The 21846-nt window shown below is 41.2% G+C and carries 23 protein-coding genes and 1 pseudogene; 11 read left to right on the plus strand and 13 right to left on the minus strand.

Translation table 11 applies throughout. The features are described 5' to 3' along the window. The first annotated feature begins 160 nt into the window (after positions 1 to 160). The 3 genes from N5E84_RS19820 (at position 161) to N5E84_RS19830 (ending at position 1762) form a co-directional block, all read left to right on the plus strand. Positions 161 to 1129: an IS30 family transposase gene (locus tag N5E84_RS19820; RefSeq protein ID WP_081245536.1), complete on the plus strand. Its 969-nt coding sequence runs from the start codon at positions 161 to 163 to the stop codon at positions 1127 to 1129. 94 nt (positions 1130 to 1223) lie between these two features. Next, positions 1224 to 1466, plus strand: coding sequence for a type II toxin-antitoxin system ParD family antitoxin (locus N5E84_RS19825; protein ID WP_019282620.1), 243 nt, complete (start codon positions 1224 to 1226; stop codon positions 1464 to 1466). Continuing rightward, the gene (locus N5E84_RS19830; RefSeq protein WP_019282621.1) at positions 1463 to 1762 is read left to right on the plus strand and encodes a type II toxin-antitoxin system RelE/ParE family toxin; all 300 of its coding nucleotides are present in this window, start codon (positions 1463 to 1465) and stop codon (positions 1760 to 1762) included. The genes N5E84_RS19825 and N5E84_RS19830 overlap by 4 nt, the downstream gene beginning before the upstream one ends. 50 nt (positions 1763 to 1812) lie before the next feature. Here N5E84_RS19830 and N5E84_RS19835 read toward each other — a convergent pair. Continuing rightward, a pseudogene (locus N5E84_RS19835) lies at positions 1813 to 2702 on the minus strand (IS256 family transposase); the annotation flags it as partial. 81 nt (positions 2703 to 2783) lie between these two features. On the opposite strand from N5E84_RS19835, the gene tnpA reads away from it, so the two are divergent. Genes tnpA through N5E84_RS19850 form a run of 3 tightly spaced genes read left to right on the plus strand, consistent with a single transcriptional unit; the run spans position 2784 to position 5046 of the window. Further along, positions 2784 to 3104 (plus strand): IS66 family insertion sequence element accessory protein TnpA, encoded by a 321-nt coding sequence (gene tnpA, locus N5E84_RS19840; RefSeq protein ID WP_081245520.1) that lies wholly within the window; start codon positions 2784 to 2786, stop codon positions 3102 to 3104. Next, positions 3101 to 3454 (plus strand): IS66 family insertion sequence element accessory protein TnpB, encoded by a 354-nt coding sequence (tnpB, locus tag N5E84_RS19845; RefSeq protein WP_069212062.1) that lies wholly within the window; start codon positions 3101 to 3103, stop codon positions 3452 to 3454. The genes tnpA and tnpB overlap by 4 nt, the downstream gene beginning before the upstream one ends. A 59-nt stretch (positions 3455 to 3513) precedes the next feature. Beyond that, the gene (locus N5E84_RS19850) at positions 3514 to 5046 is read left to right on the plus strand and encodes an IS66-like element ISVa9 family transposase (RefSeq protein ID WP_069212063.1); all 1533 of its coding nucleotides are present in this window, start codon (positions 3514 to 3516) and stop codon (positions 5044 to 5046) included. A 193-nt stretch (positions 5047 to 5239) separates the two neighbouring features. Here the strand turns inward: N5E84_RS19850 and N5E84_RS19855 are convergent, their stop codons facing one another. Both N5E84_RS19855 and N5E84_RS19860 read right to left on the minus strand, forming a co-directional pair. Then, positions 5240 to 6442, minus strand: coding sequence for a DUF3800 domain-containing protein (locus N5E84_RS19855; protein ID WP_029388116.1), 1203 nt, complete (start codon positions 6440 to 6442; stop codon positions 5240 to 5242). Between the two features lie 123 nt (positions 6443 to 6565). After that, positions 6566 to 7495, minus strand: a complete 930-nt coding sequence (locus tag N5E84_RS19860) for an S-4TM family putative pore-forming effector (RefSeq protein ID WP_069212233.1) — start codon at positions 7493 to 7495, stop codon at positions 6566 to 6568. A gap of 137 nt (positions 7496 to 7632) precedes the next feature. Between N5E84_RS19860 and N5E84_RS19865 the strand changes: the two genes are divergently transcribed. Further along, positions 7633 to 8601 carry an IS30 family transposase gene (locus tag N5E84_RS19865; RefSeq protein WP_081245536.1) on the plus strand — a complete coding sequence of 323 codons (969 nt, stop codon included), beginning with the start codon at positions 7633 to 7635 and terminating at the stop codon, positions 8599 to 8601. A 36-nt stretch (positions 8602 to 8637) separates the two neighbouring features. Here the strand turns inward: N5E84_RS19865 and N5E84_RS19870 are convergent, their stop codons facing one another. Beyond that, positions 8638 to 9513, minus strand: a complete 876-nt coding sequence (locus N5E84_RS19870) for an SMODS domain-containing nucleotidyltransferase (RefSeq protein WP_019283281.1) — start codon at positions 9511 to 9513, stop codon at positions 8638 to 8640. Between the two features lie 332 nt (positions 9514 to 9845). Here N5E84_RS19870 and N5E84_RS19880 point away from each other — a divergent pair, with 332 nt between their 5' ends. Continuing rightward, a complete protein-coding gene (locus N5E84_RS19880) occupies positions 9846 to 10814 on the plus strand; it encodes an IS30 family transposase (protein WP_095661356.1) in 969 nt (322 codons plus the stop codon). Between the two features lie 31 nt (positions 10815 to 10845). Here the strand turns inward: N5E84_RS19880 and N5E84_RS19885 are convergent, their stop codons facing one another. Next, on the minus strand, positions 10846 to 11787 hold the full coding sequence (locus N5E84_RS19885; protein WP_019283223.1) for a hypothetical protein: 942 nt from the start codon (positions 11785 to 11787) through the stop codon (positions 10846 to 10848). A gap of 240 nt (positions 11788 to 12027) precedes the next feature. Here N5E84_RS19885 and N5E84_RS19895 point away from each other — a divergent pair, with 240 nt between their 5' ends. Then, a complete protein-coding gene (locus N5E84_RS19895; protein ID WP_081245536.1) occupies positions 12028 to 12996 on the plus strand; it encodes an IS30 family transposase in 969 nt (322 codons plus the stop codon). Between the two features lie 514 nt (positions 12997 to 13510). Here N5E84_RS19895 and N5E84_RS19900 read toward each other — a convergent pair. Beyond that, the gene (locus tag N5E84_RS19900) at positions 13511 to 13858 is read right to left on the minus strand and encodes a DUF3024 domain-containing protein (RefSeq protein ID WP_017042813.1); all 348 of its coding nucleotides are present in this window, start codon (positions 13856 to 13858) and stop codon (positions 13511 to 13513) included. Positions 13859 to 14590: 732 nt separating this feature from the next. Here N5E84_RS19900 and N5E84_RS19905 point away from each other — a divergent pair. Beyond that, entirely contained in the window at positions 14591 to 15559 is a 969-nt protein-coding gene (locus N5E84_RS19905; protein WP_081245536.1) for an IS30 family transposase, read from the plus strand. Between the two features lie 25 nt (positions 15560 to 15584). On the opposite strand, the gene N5E84_RS19910 is transcribed toward N5E84_RS19905, so the two are convergent. The 3 genes from N5E84_RS19910 to N5E84_RS19925 all read right to left on the minus strand — a co-directional run bounded on the left by N5E84_RS19910 (position 15585) and on the right by N5E84_RS19925 (position 17072). Further along, positions 15585 to 16094, minus strand: a complete 510-nt coding sequence (locus N5E84_RS19910) for a ClbS/DfsB family four-helix bundle protein (RefSeq protein ID WP_069212267.1) — start codon at positions 16092 to 16094, stop codon at positions 15585 to 15587. Between the two features lie 143 nt (positions 16095 to 16237). Next, the gene (locus tag N5E84_RS19915) at positions 16238 to 16558 is read right to left on the minus strand and encodes a hypothetical protein (protein WP_069212182.1); all 321 of its coding nucleotides are present in this window, start codon (positions 16556 to 16558) and stop codon (positions 16238 to 16240) included. A gap of 148 nt (positions 16559 to 16706) precedes the next feature. Further along, a complete protein-coding gene (locus tag N5E84_RS19925) occupies positions 16707 to 17072 on the minus strand; it encodes a hypothetical protein (protein ID WP_019283159.1) in 366 nt (121 codons plus the stop codon). Positions 17073 to 17329: 257 nt separating this feature from the next. On the opposite strand from N5E84_RS19925, the gene N5E84_RS19930 reads away from it, so the two are divergent. Next, complete coding sequence (locus N5E84_RS19930) at positions 17330 to 18298, plus strand: IS30 family transposase (RefSeq protein ID WP_081245536.1); 969 nt, start codon at positions 17330 to 17332, stop codon at positions 18296 to 18298. Positions 18299 to 18323: 25 nt separating this feature from the next. Here N5E84_RS19930 and N5E84_RS19935 read toward each other — a convergent pair whose 3' ends face one another. The 4 genes from N5E84_RS19935 to N5E84_RS19950 all read right to left on the minus strand — a co-directional run bounded on the left by N5E84_RS19935 (position 18324) and on the right by N5E84_RS19950 (position 21789). Continuing rightward, complete coding sequence (locus N5E84_RS19935; protein ID WP_069212199.1) at positions 18324 to 18788, minus strand: GNAT family N-acetyltransferase; 465 nt, start codon at positions 18786 to 18788, stop codon at positions 18324 to 18326. A 146-nt stretch (positions 18789 to 18934) separates the two neighbouring features. Further along, the gene (locus N5E84_RS19940; RefSeq protein ID WP_029388418.1) at positions 18935 to 19312 is read right to left on the minus strand and encodes a hypothetical protein; all 378 of its coding nucleotides are present in this window, start codon (positions 19310 to 19312) and stop codon (positions 18935 to 18937) included. Between the two features lie 233 nt (positions 19313 to 19545). Continuing rightward, a complete protein-coding gene (locus tag N5E84_RS19945) occupies positions 19546 to 20673 on the minus strand; it encodes a hypothetical protein (protein ID WP_232513701.1) in 1128 nt (375 codons plus the stop codon). A 147-nt stretch (positions 20674 to 20820) separates the two neighbouring features. Continuing rightward, positions 20821 to 21789 carry an IS30 family transposase gene (locus N5E84_RS19950; protein ID WP_081245536.1) on the minus strand — a complete coding sequence of 323 codons (969 nt, stop codon included), beginning with the start codon at positions 21787 to 21789 and terminating at the stop codon, positions 20821 to 20823. Positions 21790 to 21846 lie beyond the last annotated feature (57 nt).

The raw sequence follows: 21846 nt of genomic DNA on the forward strand, positions 1-21846 counted from the left end.
AACACTTTACCTGACGCATAGTAAAACTGCCACGCGTTGAGAATCCACTTGAATTGTTTGTATGGATACTTGGATTCAAGTACGAAGTGCGACACCTCTGAACATAAAAACAGTAAGGTGCGATAATCATGAAGTTTGCTCCCGCCAAGAAGTAAAAAACATGAAATACACACACCTCACTGAGATTGAAAGGTATATGATTTCTGCGCTCAGAAAGCAAGGGATCAGTACCGCAAAAATAGCTAAACAACTGGGGCGTCACAAAGCCACTATCTATCGAGAAATTGAACGTAATTGTCGTTACAACAAGTTCTTCGATAGATACTCTTATCAACCAGAGCGAGCACAGCAAATGGCGCGCAACCGGCTTAGTCGTTCACGGCGAAATAAACGCTATACCGAACTTGACTTCAGACTACCTGAAGCATTGCTACGACTGGATTGGAGCCCTGACCAAATCGTCGGATACCTAAGAATGAGAGGCTATCCAACAATGAGCCACGAGCTCATTTATCAGCGCGTTTGGAACGATAAAACTCTCGGTGGAACGTTATGGAAACACCTACGCCAATCCACCAAGAAAAGGCGTAAAAGGTACAACTCAAAAGACAGTCGAGGACGGCTGGCAAATAAGCGTCATATTGCCGAAAGACCTGCAGACGCTGAGCATCGAAAAGAGCCTGGCCACTGGGAAATTGATACCGTCGTGGGTCGCGGAACCAAGCACTGTATCGTCACTTTAGTCGACAGAATGACTGGCTACACTTTTATCGGTCAAATGGACGATAGAACAAGCGAGTCACTCAACGTAAGAATGAGCAAAATCATGACCCGCTCTGACTTACCTTTTAAAACGATAACATCAGATAACGGCACTGAATTTCATGGTTATGCACAACTAGAAAAACATCATAACTGCCTGTTTTACTTTGCAAATCCATACCATTCATGGGAACGAGGCACTAATGAAAACACCAATGGTTTGATACGACAATACTTACCAAAACGAACCTCCATGTCACACGTGACACAGAAGCTGTGTAATGAAATTGCATATAAATTAAATACACGCCCACGCAAAAGGCTTGGGTATAGAACACCAACGGAGTATATTCATGCGCATCTGTAGAAAGTGTCGCACTTCAAACTTGATACTAAGCGCCACTTGCGATTACATCAAATTAATACCATAATTAGGTACTATTTGGTATTAGGAGATTACAATGGCTAAAAATACTAGCATCACTCTCGGCGACCACTTTGATGGTTTCATTAGTAGCCAAATCCAAAGTGGACGCTATGGCTCAGCAAGTGAAGTAATTCGTTCCGCTCTACGTTTACTCGAAACACAAGAAACGAAAATGAACACTTTACGACAACTGCTCGTTGAAGGTGAAGAAAGTGGTATGGCTGATTATGACCTCAATTCGTTTATCAGTGAACTAGATAGTGAAGAAAGAAAATGAAACCATTCCAACTAACCAACAAGGCAAAATCCGATTTAAAAGATATTGCCTTATTTACCTCTCGCAGGTGGGGCCGCGAGCAACGAAATATTTATCTCAAACAATTCGATGAATCATTTTGGCTACTCGCTGAAAATCCTGATATCGGTAAAACTTGTGATGAAATCAGAGATGGCTACCGAAAATTTCCACAAGGAAGCCATGTTATTTTTTATCAACAAATTGGTAGCCAAAACATCCAGATCATAAGAATCTTGCATAAGAGTATGGATGTAAATCCAATCTTTGGCGCATAACGCCGCGTTAAGTAGGAGGGCGTTCAGAATTCTGTGTCAGCTAATTTTGGCTAAATATCTAAGACGTCATCCAAGCGACCTTCAAAATGAATCGCCAGTTGAGACAATGTCATATTCCAATTCTGTATTGGCATTGTCCATTTCTTAGAAGCATTCAATATCCCAGCATACAGTAGCTTAAGCAAGCTATTTTCATTTGGGAACCCACCCTTAGTTTTGGTCAGTTTACGGAATTGGCGATGTACGGCTTCAATAGCATTTGTCGTGTAAATAGCCTTTCGGACGTATTCTGGATATTTGAAGTAAACCGATAAATTTGCCCATTTGTTCCGCCAGGAACGAATCACTATTGGGTATTGCTGTCCCCACTTGGCTTCCAAACGATCCAACTCCATCTCGGCCGCTTCTTTGCTGACAGCCCGATAGACTGGCTTCAAGTCGGCCATAAACGCCTTCTGATGCATTGCTGAACTTCTGTATCAGGATAGATGGTTGCTATCGCTTCTGGGAAGCCTGTTAGCCCATCTACGCAGGCGATCAAGATATCTTCAACGCCGCGGTTATACAGATCTGTTAGCACGGAGAGCCAGCAATTAGCGCCTTCCGACTCTGACAGATAAAGACCGAGTAGCTCCTTTTTCCCCTCAACATCTAAGCCCAATATTGTGTATATCGCTTTGCTAACGTAGCGTCCGTCTTCTTTGATTTTATAGTGGATGGCATCAAGCCAGACAAAGGGATAAAGTGCATCGAGCGGACGTTGCTGCCACTCCTTCAGCTCAGGTATCAAACGGTCGGTAACACCTGTGATGGTGGCCTCAGAGACATCAATGCCATACATATCTTCTACGTGACCACGGATATCACGGTAGCTCATACCGAGCGAGAACATGGATAGGATCTTACGGTCGATCTCATCGGTCAATTTAGTCTGGTTCTTCGTAAGCGCGTCATAAACCCCACATTCTAATCAATCTCGGCACGCCATAAGATCAAATCTCCAACCTCAAGGAGATTTGAAATGGCAAAAAGACTCTCTCATCAAGAATGGCATACCCTATTCGATCAATACGAATCCAGTCATCTGTCTCAACGCGTGTTCTGTGAACAAAATGGGCTGAGCCTTTCAACCTTCCATGCCAAGCGACAGCAACTAAAGTTCATAGAGCAACCTAAGAGCAGTGGATTCGTTAAAGCTGAAGTCGTTGAAAAAACGACACGCTACCAGATGACTCAAACACCGATTGCCAACATGACACTATTGATTAATGACGTTGAACTCAGCATCCCCCAGGGAACACCTGCCTCGTATCTGGCAGAGTTAATCGGAGCACTGTCATGAAGAGAATGCTGAGTGCCCCTAATGTTTACCTGTATCGGGAGTTCGTGGATTTTAGAAAGTCCATTAATGGTCTGGCGGCGATTATTGAATCTGAAACCGATTTACCGCTCGGAAGCGGTGCGCTGTTCCTGTTTACCAATAAACAACGCGATAAAGTCAAAGTCTTGTACTGGGATAAAACGGGCTTCGCTCTGTGGTATAAACGGTTGGAAAAAGCCAAATTCAAATGGCCCACTCAAGAGAAAAAGCAGGTATACACCCTGACTCAATTTGACCTAGACAGACTGTTATCTGGCTTCACGATAATCGGCCATAAACCGATAAAAATAGACAACTTTACAATGAGTTGAACCCGATAAAAGTGAGTTATACCAAGCCTTGACGTGGTGTTTTTAATATAATCAATGCCATGAAAAAGACGCCCGATATTAACCCAGAAAGCCAAGACATCGCCGAGCTTCAAGCTATGGTGAAAGCGTTGATGTCGGAGAAAAAAGAGTGGCAACAAGAGCGCCAATCCTTAATTGAGCAGTTTAAACTGGCCCTTGACCGTCAATTCGCCAAACGCTCGGAAGCGTTAAAGCCGTATAACGAAGCACAGGGTGACCTCTTTAATGAGGCGGAATGTGAAGCGGCGAAATCGGAAGATGAGGTTATCACCACGACGACAATCAAACGTCGTGGTAAACGTCAACCGCTTCCTAAAGACTTGCCACGTGAAATTATCGAGCTTGACCTAGATGAGCACGACAAACAGTGCTCATGCTGCCAACACATTTTGCATAAAATCGGCGAAGACCGCAGTGAAAAGCTTGAGTTCACGCCCGCCGTCCTAAAAGTGTTGGAATATGTTCGCCCGAAATACGCCTGTCGTCAGTGTGAACAAGAGGCTGAAAAAAGCCACATTCACCAACAACCCGCACCGATAAGTATCATCCCCAAAAGCTTCGCTACCGAAAGTCTGCTTGCCAACATTATTTTAGGCAAATATCAGTATGCGCTTCCGCTGTATCGTCAGGAAACCTTGTTCACCCAATCAGGTATCGAGTTATCGAGAACGACCATGGCCAGGTGGGTAATCCAGGTTAGTGAAAAGTTCAAACCGCTTTATCAGGCACTGAAGACTCACTTACTCGAACAAGTGGTGGTTCAGGCCGATGAAACGCCGCTCAATGTGCTCAAGGAAGACAAGCAATGTTATATGTGGTTGTACTGCTCGGGAGCCGACTCCCCTGAAGCTAAACTCCCTGACATGAAAAATATCGTCTTGTTCGACTATCAAAACAGTCGCGCGAGAGTGTGCCCCGTGAACTTCTTGGGTGATTACTCAGGCTATCTGCAAAGTGATGGTTACGCGGCTTATGATGGATTAACCAACGTCACCAATGTCGGTTGCTTCGCTCATGCACGTCGTAAGTTCATGGAAGCGAAGAAGCTTCAGGGCAAAGGTAAAACAGGTAAAGCGGATGTGGCGTTAGCCAAAATCCAAAAGTTGTACGCACTTGAATCTCGATTAAAACTGGCTTCGGTCGAAGAGCGTTGGGCAGAAAGACAAGCGCAGGCTAAACCGATGTTGGATGACATCTATGACTGGTTAACCACGCAGAAAGTCATCGAATCGAGTCCTCTTGGTAAAGCCATCAAGTACACCTTGGGTCAGTGGCCTAAGCTGATACGCTATGTTGAAGATGGGCATTTATCTATCGACAACAACCGAGCGGAACGCGCAATCAAATCGCTGGTCATTGGCAGAAAAAATTGGTTATTCTCGACGAATCCGCTTGGTGCTGATGCGAGTGCTTTGCTGTATAGCATCATCGAGACGGCGAAAGCGAACGGACTGATACTCTACGATTACATGGTCAAATGTATGAAAGAGCTGGCAAAGTCTGAGCCTGATATCAACTCACTGCTTCCCTGGAACTTCTCACATTCAAATTAAAACGCCCCGTGGGATCATGGGGCGCATACCATTTATCTATCCTAATGATGTATGAAAAAAGGTGCTTAATTTTATATTAAAGCATGAAAAGCTCAAATAGAGATATAACGCCGCATTAAGGTGTGAGCGGCGCTTGGCTATACTTGAGCGAAGCGAAAATGCCAAGCGTTGCGAATCACTCTTAAATGCTTTGTTAACTGGCTGCTTCTGCAACCCTTGGATTAGGAATTGATTGAGCTAAAAACTCCGGCATATGATTTGCTGCATTTAAACCACCATCGTGAACTGTGCCTAAATCTTTAGGGTCAACATCAGCAGTCGGCCAAATTTTATTGTGTCCAATAAAGCGATCTAGATTCAATTTATCTAACTCTAGGAAGAAGTAATCCTCCGTTTCACCTCTAGACACACCCGCGGCCCAATACGCAAATGAGCTTGCAATAATGTCCGCAACTTGTACTTGTTTGTGTTTCTTTGAGTCAGCAAACTTGAGGGACTTACCTTTTAGCGGCAAGTCAAACTTACGGCGATCATACCCCAGTTCTACATTTTCCTGAGTCCAATCCATGAGCATAGCGAACATCTCTCTTTGTTTTTCAATGCTATGAGAGTCATCGTGAACTAAATGGAAGCCTTTAGGATACTCTTTACCCCATTGAATACATTGTGTAAATAAAGCAGGAATTGACGGATCAAGTGCTGATTTGTCTATGTTCGCCAGTGCGCTATCAATTACCTGTTTAGTTTCAAGAATCTGATTAATATCAGACTTAAAGCCTTCGCTTGAAGATGACGCCTTAACCAATTCAACGCTTGAGTAAAATGCTTCAATTGAAGCTGGCGTTTGTTCCTTAATCATGTTGACAAATAGCTTATACATTTCATCAACTAAATCTTCGGAGCAGAATGACTGTAAACAAATGAACAACATATTTGACAAGGCGATATTTTGACCGTTTACATATAAGTCAACTCCTCTAAGGTGCAACATATGTTCAATCAATAAGTCTACAATTTTTGATGTGACCATAAATCGTTTTAAGAAAACATTCATCTTCACACTAGTAGGGTTGACCGCTGGATCACGCAACATTCGGATAATGCCATCTTGACCTGCTTTGTTTCGTTTAAGCCTTTTGAAATGAAGTTCACTCTCTGCGCGAGAGCCTATCAACTGAAGAAGTCTGTCGGCTTCTTTCTGGGGAAAATCACAACTAGCCAACGTAAATACTGGTTGGTCATTATCCAGTAGATTTGAACCCGTGTTCCCCGACTCATCGAAATAGATAGTAGGAATTAAGCTTTGCTTTCTACGAGTAGCTTCAGCCTTTTGGTTCGCTACCTTTTTCGCTTTAGCTTGCTTTTGCATTCTTTTTTGTTTGCTATTTTTGCTCATTTTTACTCCTGCCAGTTAACGCCTGCAATAAGGTGTGCCCCACTGAATTAGCAAAGCACACCGAACTTCACACCAAAATCGCCGAGTGTAACGCATCACCTTGATTGCTTTGTTAACCGCTAGCTAACGTGAAGTGTCATTATTTACACTGTTATCAGTTGCATAGCTAACAGCCCTTTGATTTGTACCTTTGTGAATCTTATAAAACCAATCGAAAATTAAAGCATTATTTTTTCGATTCAAATAAATGAGATCTTGTACATTCCGCACTGTTTTTCTTGTTGGATTTGATTCTGCAATAGCAGCATCAATAACAGTTGCTAATCCTTTTTTATCTCTAATTGATTCACTATTTTCATAGTTATTTACCACACAAAAATTAACGAGTGGCCAACATGGTATAACAACTGACAATATAAATGACTCAAGAGTTAACCCATAATAAATTGAAATAGAAAAACTTATAAATACAAAGGAAAATGTAATTAAATTAACTAGTGATACAAACGACTTCCGTTGTGCCAAATCCCAAGATAAATTTTCTTGTTGACATAATAGCGTTGCTTTAACTTTAGACTCTTGAAGTACTTCAACTGATGGAGTATACCAATCAACAAGATCCTCCCAATTCGAATGTTTTTTTTGATAAGCATCAGAAGCTGTCTTTATATCAAAATCATTTACTTCCGAACCACAAATCACTTTGTTCCATTTAATATCTAATGCATAACAATCAAATATTTCCTGAATTTTTGCTCCCTTTTCTTTCATCGATGGAATGATTTTTTTTAAGTACACAAGCTCGACAAACGATAGTAAAAGCGCATAAATTGCAATATAATTTGTAATATCTATCTTTTTGAAGCCAATAATGTTTAAAAACTCATCATTTATTAACAATGGCTTTGCTATGAAATTTAAAAGTATCATTATAAAGACTGAAAAAACAAGGTAAATTCCAATCCTTAATTTAGCCTCGCTGTATGTTTGCCTTTGTGCTGCAATCCGCTCTAATGATATTCTTTCATTTTGTCTTACATTTATATTTGTCATCATACATCCAATGATAAAGAGCCCAATAATGAGCTCTTTATCGTTCTTGGATTCAAGTACGAAGTGCGACACCTCTGAACATAAAAACAGTAAGGTGCGATAATCATGAAGTTTGCTCCCGCCAAGAAGTAAAAAACATGAAATACACACACCTCACTGAGATTGAAAGGTATATGATTTCTGCGCTCAGAAAGCAAGGGATCAGTACCGCAAAAATAGCTAAACAACTGGGGCGTCACAAAGCCACTATCTATCGAGAAATTGAACGTAATTGTCGTTACAACAAGTTCTTCGATAGATACTCTTATCAACCAGAGCGAGCACAGCAAATGGCGCGCAACCGGCTTAGTCGTTCACGGCGAAATAAACGCTATACCGAACTTGACTTCAGACTACCTGAAGCATTGCTACGACTGGATTGGAGCCCTGACCAAATCGTCGGATACCTAAGAATGAGAGGCTATCCAACAATGAGCCACGAGCTCATTTATCAGCGCGTTTGGAACGATAAAACTCTCGGTGGAACGTTATGGAAACACCTACGCCAATCCACCAAGAAAAGGCGTAAAAGGTACAACTCAAAAGACAGTCGAGGACGGCTGGCAAATAAGCGTCATATTGCCGAAAGACCTGCAGACGCTGAGCATCGAAAAGAGCCTGGCCACTGGGAAATTGATACCGTCGTGGGTCGCGGAACCAAGCACTGTATCGTCACTTTAGTCGACAGAATGACTGGCTACACTTTTATCGGTCAAATGGACGATAGAACAAGCGAGTCACTCAACGTAAGAATGAGCAAAATCATGACCCGCTCTGACTTACCTTTTAAAACGATAACATCAGATAACGGCACTGAATTTCATGGTTATGCACAACTAGAAAAACATCATAACTGCCTGTTTTACTTTGCAAATCCATACCATTCATGGGAACGAGGCACTAATGAAAACACCAATGGTTTGATACGACAATACTTACCAAAACGAACCTCCATGTCACACGTGACACAGAAGCTGTGTAATGAAATTGCATATAAATTAAATACACGCCCACGCAAAAGGCTTGGGTATAGAACACCAACGGAGTATATTCATGCGCATCTGTAGAAAGTGTCGCACTTCAAACTTGATACTAAGGTTTAATTATAAGTAGTAATTTGGGAATTTATCATTATAGAGAAGGTTATACCAATCGAAAGCCTCTTTTGTTTTTCCTGCTTCTTCTGCAGTCAGAGCTTTACTTGCTCTAGTGTAAGCCGTTCTTAATTTTGAAAGTGCTGAATCTTTCTGAACATCAGAACCACAAGCAGAAATCAATCCAGAAACTTTCATGGGATCCTGCATACTTGCTAATTCGTTTGATAATAAAACATTAAATACACCTTTTATATCAAAACGATGAACGATTGTTGACTCAGAGTCACAATATCTTGCAGTCTGCAATTCTAAATAAAATGACGAAATAGGAACATCATTATAATACTTCCATGCCTTAATAAATCGAATTAATTCTTTAACCTTTCCGTTATGCTTATCATCAATTCTTTTTACATACGAATTGTGCGATGCTGGACTAGATTTTAGCCAACCTCCAGAACCATTCGCAATTTCATAGACCTTAAAACCATTATCGTTAGTACTAACATGGTCACATGGTGCAACCTCTGTCCATTCAGACTTGGATGTACCAAATGGAACCAAAACTGTTGGGCATGATACTCGTACACCAGTATTAGGGAAGCGAGCCGCTAACCTTTCTCGTACATTAACCAAACTAGTTGCTGAGTTTACATTTAATTGTGGCGATGGAAACACCGCAAAATAATCAACATCACTGTAACCAGAAATGCTAGTTCCATTACCAAAAGAACCTGTTCTAAAGAAATTCGTCATTTTAAAATGCGTATCTAAAACAGATTTTATAGAAGCTCGATGCGATTTTGCGGCCGCCGTTTCACTTGAAGTTGGAGTCAACTTCGTTACGAAATCACGAAATCCCTGATCTAATGTTTTTGGCATAAGCAACCCTTATAATTTTACTGAATCTATTGATTTTAATGCTATTACAACACCATTAATATGCACCAAGTCAAGTGCAAGAAAGATGTACGATGATTTAACATACAAAAGCGGTTAACGCCCTGTTAAGGTGTGAGCAACGCAATACCGAAGCTCCCGCATACCACCTTAAACACCAAACGCAACGCATAGTAAAAATGCCATGCGTTGCGAATCACTCTTAAACAGATTGTTAAATTTCTTGGATTCAAGTACGAAGTGCGACACCTCTGAACATAAAAACAGTAAGGTGCGATAATCATGAAGTTTGCTCCCGCCAAGAAGTAAAAAACATGAAATACACACACCTCACTGAGATTGAAAGGTATATGATTTCTGCGCTCAGAAAGCAAGGGATCAGTACCGCAAAAATAGCTAAACAACTGGGGCGTCACAAAGCCACTATCTATCGAGAAATTGAACGTAATTGTCGTTACAACAAGTTCTTCGATAGATACTCTTATCAACCAGAGCGAGCACAGCAAATGGCGCGCAACCGGCTTAGTCGTTCACGGCGAAATAAACGCTATACCGAACTTGACTTCAGACTACCTGAAGCATTGCTACGACTGGATTGGAGCCCTGACCAAATCGTCGGATACCTAAGAATGAGAGGCTATCCAACAATGAGCCACGAGCTCATTTATCAGCACGTTTGGAACGATAAAACTCTCGGTGGAACGTTATGGAAACACCTACGCCAATCCACCAAGAAAAGGCGTAAAAGGTACAACTCAAAAGACAGTCGAGGACGGCTGGCAAATAAGCGTCATATTGCCGAAAGACCTGCAGACGCTGAGCATCGAAAAGAGCCTGGCCACTGGGAAATTGATACCGTCGTGGGTCGCGGAACCAAGCACTGTATCGTCACTTTAGTCGACAGAATGACTGGCTACACTTTTATCGGTCAAATGGACGATAGAACAAGCGAGTCACTCAACGTAAGAATGAGCAAAATCATGACCCGCTCTGACTTACCTTTTAAAACGATAACATCAGATAACGGCACTGAATTTCATGGTTATGCACAACTAGAAAAACATCATAACTGCCTGTTTTACTTTGCAAATCCATACCATTCATGGGAACGAGGCACTAATGAAAACACCAATGGTTTGATACGACAATACTTACCAAAACGAACCTCCATGTCACACGTGACACAGAAGCTGTGTAATGAAATTGCATATAAATTAAATACACGCCCACGCAAAAGGCTTGGGTATAGAACACCAACGGAGTATATTCATGCGCATCTGTAGAAAGTGTCGCACTTCAAACTTGATACTAAGTTCATTTTGCCCAAGGGTCTTCAAGACAAATATCGATCATGTCTAAATTTGTAATGTCGATGTTTGCATACCTGTCATTTCGTTCGTTAACTCTTGGCGTACCATAGATAAAAACATAAGCAGTCGGGTTCGGAGACTTATAAAGTTTTTCAATCCTTTTTGCTACCAACTTTTTCATCTTGTAATGTTCAATTAGCCGGTCACCAATCATAACCGTGGTGGTGAACTCTTTGGTTCTGCTATTACCCTTTAGTTTCTTCTTGAATTTTATCTGGTAACCGTGACCTGATGGTAGCCTGTTGATAAATGCCCAACCGTGATAAATAGAAGGCATTTGCGGCAAGTCAGAAACTATCTGATTTTCTATTTTACTAAAAAGGCTTGTGTAAGGTTTATCTTTACCCGCAATATTTAGTCTGCGTAGTTCTAAAGTTCCATCTTTCTTGTACCTAGCATACCTACTAACAACTGTCCTTACCGAATAGATACTACTAGTGACACCAATTTCTTTCAGTTGCCTTTCAGCTTTTGACTTCAGTATGTTAACCATTCGTACTTTGGCGTTTTTAGCGCGGCTATTAGTTTTATAATGGTCGTAATACGATTCAGGTCTTTTCTCTAAGAATGTGTCTACGATTGAAGTATCAAGCGTTTTATGAGTCGCTGTTTGCGTTGTTGGCTCTGCGTACTGAAGCTTCAGAGGTACATTTCTAGAAACTTCACACCCTTTGGTGTGAGAACCAAATACTCGGAAATGAGGCACTACTTTTAGTGAGCTAGTATCTTTATCAAGGTTTGCACAAGTAACATTAGCTGAACAGTTTGTACCCGGACACAAAAATGCTCTCTTGTCTTCGAGCATTCCCGACCAGTAAAGCTCATATGCTTTATCTGGGTCGATAAAATCATCTATTTCAATAGAATATGCCACATCTAAAGACATATTATGTTACCTCCGAATGAATATAACGCCGCGTTAAGGGGTGAGTGCCGCCTAAACCAACTTTCCGCATACCACTTTCACCACCAAAATCACCGCATACCAAAAATGCCACGCGGCACGAATCCCTCTTTAACGCTTTGTTATGTTTCTTGGATTCAAGTACGAAGTGCGACACCTCTGAACATAAAAACAGTAAGGTGCGATAATCATGAAGTTTGCTCCCGCCAAGAAGTAAAAAACATGAAATACACACACCTCACTGAGATTGAAAGGTATATGATTTCTGCGCTCAGAAAGCAAGGGATCAGTACCGCAAAAATAGCTAAACAACTGGGGCGTCACAAAGCCACTATCTATCGAGAAATTGAACGTAATTGTCGTTACAACAAGTTCTTCGATAGATACTCTTATCAACCAGAGCGAGCACAGCAAATGGCGCGCAACCGGCTTAGTCGTTCACGGCGAAATAAACGCTATACCGAACTTGACTTCAGACTACCTGAAGCATTGCTACGACTGGATTGGAGCCCTGACCAAATCGTCGGATACCTAAGAATGAGAGGCTATCCAACAATGAGCCACGAGCTCATTTATCAGCGCGTTTGGAACGATAAAACTCTCGGTGGAACGTTATGGAAACACCTACGCCAATCCACCAAGAAAAGGCGTAAAAGGTACAACTCAAAAGACAGTCGAGGACGGCTGGCAAATAAGCGTCATATTGCCGAAAGACCTGCAGACGCTGAGCATCGAAAAGAGCCTGGCCACTGGGAAATTGATACCGTCGTGGGTCGCGGAACCAAGCACTGTATCGTCACTTTAGTCGACAGAATGACTGGCTACACTTTTATCGGTCAAATGGACGATAGAACAAGCGAGTCACTCAACGTAAGAATGAGCAAAATCATGACCCGCTCTGACTTACCTTTTAAAACGATAACATCAGATAACGGCACTGAATTTCATGGTTATGCACAACTAGAAAAACATCATAACTGCCTGTTTTACTTTGCAAATCCATACCATTCATGGGAACGAGGCACTAATGAAAACACCAATGGTTTGATACGACAATACTTACCAAAACGAACCTCCATGTCACACGTGACACAGAAGCTGTGTAATGAAATTGCATATAAATTAAATACACGCCCACGCAAAAGGCTTGGGTATAGAACACCAACGGAGTATATTCATGCGCATCTGTAGAAAGTGTCGCACTTCAAACTTGATACTAAGTTTAAGCTTCAAGGGCTTACGTTTTACCAAAACCACGATTAACTCAGCGTTGACTCACAAACAAAAGCCAAAACCTAAAAAACTGAAATGACTCATAAATTTGAAAAACAGACTTCGAATTTTGGCAATTCAACCCCAAAAACTTGTGGTCGAAATACTGATTGAGCCAGCCGCACCAACCTCGCGCTTACTCGAAAATTGACTGAGGCAATTCTCTGAATTTCCAGCGCCAAAGAATAAATGTCCGGAAAACAACGCCAAACGAAGCCAACTTGCCGACAAAAACAAAACCAAAAAGCCGAATGAGCAATGAAAAGATGCAACCAACTGATTTTTGGTGATTAAACATAACGCCCGGCTAAGGGGTTGATAACGCACCACCGAACTCAAAAAACACACCGTAAACACTGAACTGCAATTTTGCACTAAAGTCGCCAAGCGTTGGCAATCCCTCTTAAGCCGTTTGTTATGTACGTGGTTGGTTCTATCCCCAGAAACACCCATAAGTATCGTCTTCTAGTATTTCCAAGAAAGCTTCTAGAAGTTGAATCTCTGGGATTGGCTCATACGAATGCCATTTTTGGTCGGATTTCATCCAGTAAATTTTCCACGCGTCACGCGACTTATAATATTTGACTTTGGCTACTGGGCACTCCATTTTTTCGGATGGATCATTCCACTTAGGACGTATCTCGAAGATTTCGATGACCTGCCCCTCTAACCGATACCCAATATCAAGTTGATTGCGGATCTCTTCTGGCGGTCGACAAGAATCAAGGTACTTCTCCACTGCCTTTCTGTAACGCTGTTGCTCAATTTCTGAAAATGCCATATCTATCACCTAACCCTTTAATTAAGCTAAGTTTACGACCTAATTTCATACGTTGGCTAGGTTAATTTTCGAGAAAGTACATAACGCCCGGCTAAGGGGTTGACAACGCACCGCTGAACTTAAAAAACACACTGTAAACACTGAACTTCAATTTTGCACTAAAGTCGCCACGCGTTGGCAATCCCTCTTGAGCCGTTTGTTAGGCCAACCGATTGACAACGATACTTTCAAAACCAAAGAACGAGTTTTTTTGTAAACTTGAAACAAACTAACCGATTCATTTATAAACCAAAACGCTAAATCAGCAAAGAAACAAAAAACTCAAATTTAGCGGTTTGGAAGAAAAGTGACGAGCGTAGCATTCTCGGCGGACGTTTGGATGCTGAAGGTTATTTTACCGATGAATTCACAACGATAAACAACCCAACGCGATCAAGAAACAACAAATATGTGATGACTATTTATCGCTTAAGTTAAGCCACAAAACATGGTATTTACCGTTCAATTCCAACTCGATTTAGCTGATAAAAACTCACTTTGCCTAACGCCCAATTAAGTGGACAAAAATAGTTGGCTAAAATTTGTGAGGCACGAACAAAAGCCAACTGTTTTTGTTCCACTTGAATTGCTTGTTAGTAGGCTTGGATTCAAGTACGAAGTGCGACACCTCTGAACATAAAAACAGTAAGGTGCGATAATCATGAAGTTTGCTCCCGCCAAGAAGTAAAAAACATGAAATACACACACCTCACTGAGATTGAAAGGTATATGATTTCTGCGCTCAGAAAGCAAGGGATCAGTACCGCAAAAATAGCTAAACAACTGGGGCGTCACAAAGCCACTATCTATCGAGAAATTGAACGTAATTGTCGTTACAACAAGTTCTTCGATAGATACTCTTATCAACCAGAGCGAGCACAGCAAATGGCGCGCAACCGGCTTAGTCGTTCACGGCGAAATAAACGCTATACCGAACTTGACTTCAGACTACCTGAAGCATTGCTACGACTGGATTGGAGCCCTGACCAAATCGTCGGATACCTAAGAATGAGAGGCTATCCAACAATGAGCCACGAGCTCATTTATCAGCGCGTTTGGAACGATAAAACTCTCGGTGGAACGTTATGGAAACACCTACGCCAATCCACCAAGAAAAGGCGTAAAAGGTACAACTCAAAAGACAGTCGAGGACGGCTGGCAAATAAGCGTCATATTGCCGAAAGACCTGCAGACGCTGAGCATCGAAAAGAGCCTGGCCACTGGGAAATTGATACCGTCGTGGGTCGCGGAACCAAGCACTGTATCGTCACTTTAGTCGACAGAATGACTGGCTACACTTTTATCGGTCAAATGGACGATAGAACAAGCGAGTCACTCAACGTAAGAATGAGCAAAATCATGACCCGCTCTGACTTACCTTTTAAAACGATAACATCAGATAACGGCACTGAATTTCATGGTTATGCACAACTAGAAAAACATCATAACTGCCTGTTTTACTTTGCAAATCCATACCATTCATGGGAACGAGGCACTAATGAAAACACCAATGGTTTGATACGACAATACTTACCAAAACGAACCTCCATGTCACACGTGACACAGAAGCTGTGTAATGAAATTGCATATAAATTAAATACACGCCCACGCAAAAGGCTTGGGTATAGAACACCAACGGAGTATATTCATGCGCATCTGTAGAAAGTGTCGCACTTCAAACTTGATACTAAGTGAATTCTCGATTGAAACGCCGAACTTTTGTACGCATATTTTTCATAGGTGACGATGTATTAAACTGAATCATGCGCCCCAAAGTCCATTGTTCATACCACGCAACACCATACAAATCATGGTCACTTAAGCTTGAAATGAGTAAAAGTATCTCGTTAACCGTAGACTCAAGCTCAATGAGTAAATCGTCATATTTCCACTCACAATACTCTTCGTGGAAGCTTTCAGCGAGTGAACCTAATTGGTTCCATTTATAACCAGTTTCCGGGAAATCAACATGTTGGTTTTGAGATCTTAAGTGATGCCATTTAAGAACGAGTCTTCCCCAACCAATCAAGTAAGCCACTGTATCACTAACGCTAATGACTGTACCTTTGACGTTTCCCTCTACTCCAGATTTGCGAGCTTTGCTTTCCGGAATTGAACGATAGTCAGCCATGAGTTTCGGAAATATTGAGTTTATAGTTAACTCCAATTCATCCTTATTTCTTGGCACAGAAGACATTTTGACCTCCATTCACATAACGCCGCATTAAGGGGCAGGCAACGCAAATAACTGTACTAAAACCAACCAGCCGTAACCTCAAATGCTCAACCAAACCAAAACTGCCAAGCGTTGACTGTCCCTCTTAAATGCTTTGTTAGTTGCTATAGACCAAATGTTCCACGGATTAACACCACAACCAACATTAAGATAATAAAGGTGGAAAGATAGAATAAAATCCCGTGAAACGTGCCACCACCACCTCTACTAAATGCGAGATGTTTTGTCATTTGGCACTCATAACCTTTCGCTATGTATCTATAGGTAATGAAATACCAAACAGACCCTAATGGCCATGCAATCAACAACAGACCACGTCCATTCGACTTATCTGTTAACGCAGTAACTACTAATGGAAGCAACAACATTAGAAAATAAGTCACCGCTTTTTTTCGTAATTTTTTTGTTCTTTGATTATCGTTCATAAGCATCCAAATACAACTAACGCCCGCTTAAGGGGCAGACAACGCTACTACCAACTTTCCGCATAACACCGTAACCACCGAAATCAACGCACAGTAAAAATGCCGCGCGTTGGCTGTCCCTCTTGAAGCGTTTGTTATGGCTTTGAGCTTATTCGCGCATGAAACTATCTCTTGCAGCGGAGTCACTATTAGCATTTCCTTGGCAAGCTTCACATAGAAAAGATTCGTTTTGGTAGCATTCAACCAAATCATCGTCTTCTAGGATATTTGGACATTCGTTCTGATCTTCGCCAAATAAGCCTTGGTATCCGTCACAAGATACATCCTCAATAAGAGGTCGAACAGCATTATCAAATACCCAAATTTGGCGACCAACTAAAGCATCGTACCCACGATCATCGACGATTAACGCAGCAGCTCGCACTGATTGCTCTTCAAGCCCCATACTTTGGGCACGCTCCACCAATAAGTGTTCGTGATTTTCAATAATCTCTCTTAATGCATTTATGTTCATTTTATTTCCTTTTTATTTGTACTGAATTAGAGAAAGCCATAACGCCCGGCTAAGGGGTTGACAACGCACCGCCGAACTCAAAAAACACACTGTAAACACTGAATTGCAATTTTGCACCAAAGTCGCCACGCGTTGGCAATCCCTCTTGAGCCGTTTGTTATGAAGCTTGGATTCAAGTACGAAGTGCGACACCTCTGAACATAAAAACAGTAAGGTGCGATAATCATGAAGTTTGCTCCCGCCAAGAAGTAAAAAACATGAAATACACACACCTCACTGAGATTGAAAGGTATATGATTTCTGCGCTCAGAAAGCAAGGGATCAGTACCGCAAAAATAGCTAAACAACTGGGGCGTCACAAAGCCACTATCTATCGAGAAATTGAACGTAATTGTCGTTACAACAAGTTCTTCGATAGATACTCTTATCAACCAGAGCGAGCACAGCAAATGGCGCGCAACCGGCTTAGTCGTTCACGGCGAAATAAACGCTATACCGAACTTGACTTCAGACTACCTGAAGCATTGCTACGACTGGATTGGAGCCCTGACCAAATCGTCGGATACCTAAGAATGAGAGGCTATCCAACAATGAGCCACGAGCTCATTTATCAGCGCGTTTGGAACGATAAAACTCTCGGTGGAACGTTATGGAAACACCTACGCCAATCCACCAAGAAAAGGCGTAAAAGGTACAACTCAAAAGACAGTCGAGGACGGCTGGCAAATAAGCGTCATATTGCCGAAAGACCTGCAGACGCTGAGCATCGAAAAGAGCCTGGCCACTGGGAAATTGATACCGTCGTGGGTCGCGGAACCAAGCACTGTATCGTCACTTTAGTCGACAGAATGACTGGCTACACTTTTATCGGTCAAATGGACGATAGAACAAGCGAGTCACTCAACGTAAGAATGAGCAAAATCATGACCCGCTCTGACTTACCTTTTAAAACGATAACATCAGATAACGGCACTGAATTTCATGGTTATGCACAACTAGAAAAACATCATAACTGCCTGTTTTACTTTGCAAATCCATACCATTCATGGGAACGAGGCACTAATGAAAACACCAATGGTTTGATACGACAATACTTACCAAAACGAACCTCCATGTCACACGTGACACAGAAGCTGTGTAATGAAATTGCATATAAATTAAATACACGCCCACGCAAAAGGCTTGGGTATAGAACACCAACGGAGTATATTCATGCGCATCTGTAGAAAGTGTCGCACTTCAAACTTGATACTAAGAAGCAATTTCACACGCCATACTAACGAAGTTTTCATCACCACTATCTGTGATTTGGTAGCCTAAACTACTATAAAAGCCTATGGCTGATTTGTTGCTTTTAAAACTAGATAATGTAATGAGATTTCTATTTGCTTCAGCAGCTAGTTGATGGATGTGATTGATAACCTTAAAACCCAATTTTTTCTTCTGATGATCTGGAAAGATGATCAACAAGTGGATATGAAATGCTTGATCGTACGGTTTGAAGCAAATAAGACCGACTCTTTGATTTCGATAAGTTACCCAATAATACCAGCTATGCTGATATTCAGTAGTTAAGCGATGATACTGGTATTCATCATCCCACCCATAAATGGGTTCAACATGAAGTTTAAGAGCTTGCTTTGTCGCCGAAAATACATTGCAAAACTCTGATGGAGCTACTGGTTCCAGTACGATATTTTCATGTGGTTTAGTCATGATTGCCTCCTGCTTCATAACGCCGCAATAACACGTTTATTACTACGACGACTTAATTGAATTTTACCGCCTTAAACACCGAAACCAAAGACAAACCTACAACGCCGAATGTAATAAATCGTGTTGATTGCTTTGTTATGTGTGTACTACTTTGCCAAACAAGTACCATAATATTGAGATGGAATAAGAGCACCACCAAAACCTACTGTATTTCTGCTATGAACACTTTTAAGATCTTCGGTAATCGTTGTAACCATTACATTTCCAGAGCCTGTCGTTTCTAAAAATGAAACATGATTTCCACCCGATATTTTTACTACTTCGTTACTGCCATTATTCCCTAATACATAAACTTTATTTATATCAGGATCGATAAGGTACCGTAGAATAAAGTCATTTTTCACAGTATGGCCACCTTCAGAATCGGAATATTTGTTATAAGTACATTCAATCGTGGTCGTAGAAGCAAAAGACAACGTGCTCATAAAAAGTAAAGCAGCAATGCTAATCTGTATTTTTTTCATTTTAAAATTTTTATTTATGTAATTGAATTATGAATACTACTCTTGATATCATCAATTTCTGTGATATAAATCATACTATATTGATACTTGATTTATAGATCCCGAAAAAACACATAACGCCGCGTTAAGTAGTGAGCAACGCCACCACAGAACCTAACCATACCACCTTAAACACAAGACCCAACGATGGAATGAAAAGTGCCAGGCGTTGGGAATCTGCCTTAAACGCTTTGTTAGTTTTTTGATGCGTAAAACTGTTGCTGTTCCCCACATTCGGTACATAGAAGCGTTAAAGAGTTTTTGTCCGTTTTAATTGTGATATCTGCTGAACCACAAATTACACAACTAGCCTCTTTGCTACTTTCTTTTGTTGATTTAGAACTATCAAATATCTTATATAACTCATTATTCCAAAGAACTTCTGGAGATTTATAGAATGCAATATCGTCACCACCACCAATGACCAAATCAAATAACGCAATGTTTAACTGAGACCGTTCAGTACTATAAGTACGATTATATTTATAAACGTCCCACCCTTCATTGCTAGCTCTTGTCGCCAAATATAAGATCTTACTTGGGATTGTATTTACCGCATGTTTTCGACTCTCCGCCTTACCCTTTGCATAAAATAAGTGAGCGTTTTCTGTGGCTTTCTTTATAAAATAGTATATTTCTGATACAGAAAACTCATTGAGGATTTCTTTTATAACTTCATTTGTTTTCTTTGGAGCCTCAGGTAATTGAAGTTGTTCTAGGCAAGCATCTAAATATGTAACAACTTCTTCTTCAGCGAGCCTAAATACTAGCTCCTTGAGATCGTCTTCCCACTCAATCTGTATACCATCGCGTAACTCAACATAAACTAACTTGAATAATTCTTCGAGGCTTAACCTATTAGAACCATCTAATGAAACATTAACAACCCAAAGTACATCTCGATAATAGAATGATTTAAAGTCGTCTGAGGAATCAAATGCCGAAACAGGAGAGCTTGGATCCACAACAATCACACCATCACGATGTAACTTTAAAATAATTTCATTGTCGAAATTAGATGTAGGAGATAAATCCACGGCACTGCCAGAATTGTTCAACGACTTAATATGATTAAGCTCTGACTCTGATTGCATTAAAAACAGGGATAGCAAATAGCACTTATGACTAAACGATAACTTTGAATAACTAAACATAGCCTTTTTATCAAGGTCATACTCTTGAGAAATTTTCTCAAGATCTGCGGCTAGTTTTACTCTAACGGCTTCAGCTCTTTTCTCAGAACACGGTAAACAAGTACAAACAAGTGGTCTGTTGTAATGATGACCTTCCTTGTGACTGCACTCTATACAAAAGTATTCCATAGAGTATGAGCTGCCCGACTTGCTTTTTCGTTTATAAAATAGAGGCAAAGCACAATATGCACATTCAAGTGATTCATGTATGACAGGTGGAAATAATGACACTAGTTTATTAGGATGCTTAGTATCAAGTTTGAAGTGCGACACTTTCTACAGATGCGCATGAATATACTCCGTTGGTGTTCTATACCCAAGCCTTTTGCGTGGGCGTGTATTTAATTTATATGCAATTTCATTACACAGCTTCTGTGTCACGTGTGACATGGAGGTTCGTTTTGGTAAGTATTGTCGTATCAAACCATTGGTGTTTTCATTAGTGCCTCGTTCCCATGAATGGTATGGATTTGCAAAGTAAAACAGGCAGTTATGATGTTTTTCTAGTTGTGCATAACCATGAAATTCAGTGCCGTTATCTGATGTTATCGTTTTAAAAGGTAAGTCAGAGCGGGTCATGATTTTGCTCATTCTTACGTTGAGTGACTCGCTTGTTCTATCGTCCATTTGACCGATAAAAGTGTAGCCAGTCATTCTGTCGACTAAAGTGACGATACAGTGCTTGGTTCCGCGACCCACGACGGTATCAATTTCCCAGTGGCCAGGCTCTTTTCGATGCTCAGCGTCTGCAGGTCTTTCGGCAATATGACGCTTATTTGCCAGCCGTCCTCGACTGTCTTTTGAGTTGTACCTTTTACGCCTTTTCTTGGTGGATTGGCGTAGGTGTTTCCATAACGTTCCACCGAGAGTTTTATCGTTCCAAACGCGCTGATAAATGAGCTCGTGGCTCATTGTTGGATAGCCTCTCATTCTTAGGTATCCGACGATTTGGTCAGGGCTCCAATCCAGTCGTAGCAATGCTTCAGGTAGTCTGAAGTCAAGTTCGGTATAGCGTTTATTTCGCCGTGAACGACTAAGCCGGTTGCGCGCCATTTGCTGTGCTCGCTCTGGTTGATAAGAGTATCTATCGAAGAACTTGTTGTAACGACAATTACGTTCAATTTCTCGATAGATAGTGGCTTTGTGACGCCCCAGTTGTTTAGCTATTTTTGCGGTACTGATCCCTTGCTTTCTGAGCGCAGAAATCATATACCTTTCAATCTCAGTGAGGTGTGTGTATTTCATGTTTTTTACTTCTTGGCGGGAGCAAACTTCATGATTATCGCACCTTACTGTTTTTAT

Origin of the sequence: Vibrio sp. J502 (assembly GCF_025397955.1) — a bacterium.
GTDB lineage: Bacteria > Pseudomonadota > Gammaproteobacteria > Enterobacterales > Vibrionaceae > Vibrio > Vibrio anguillarum.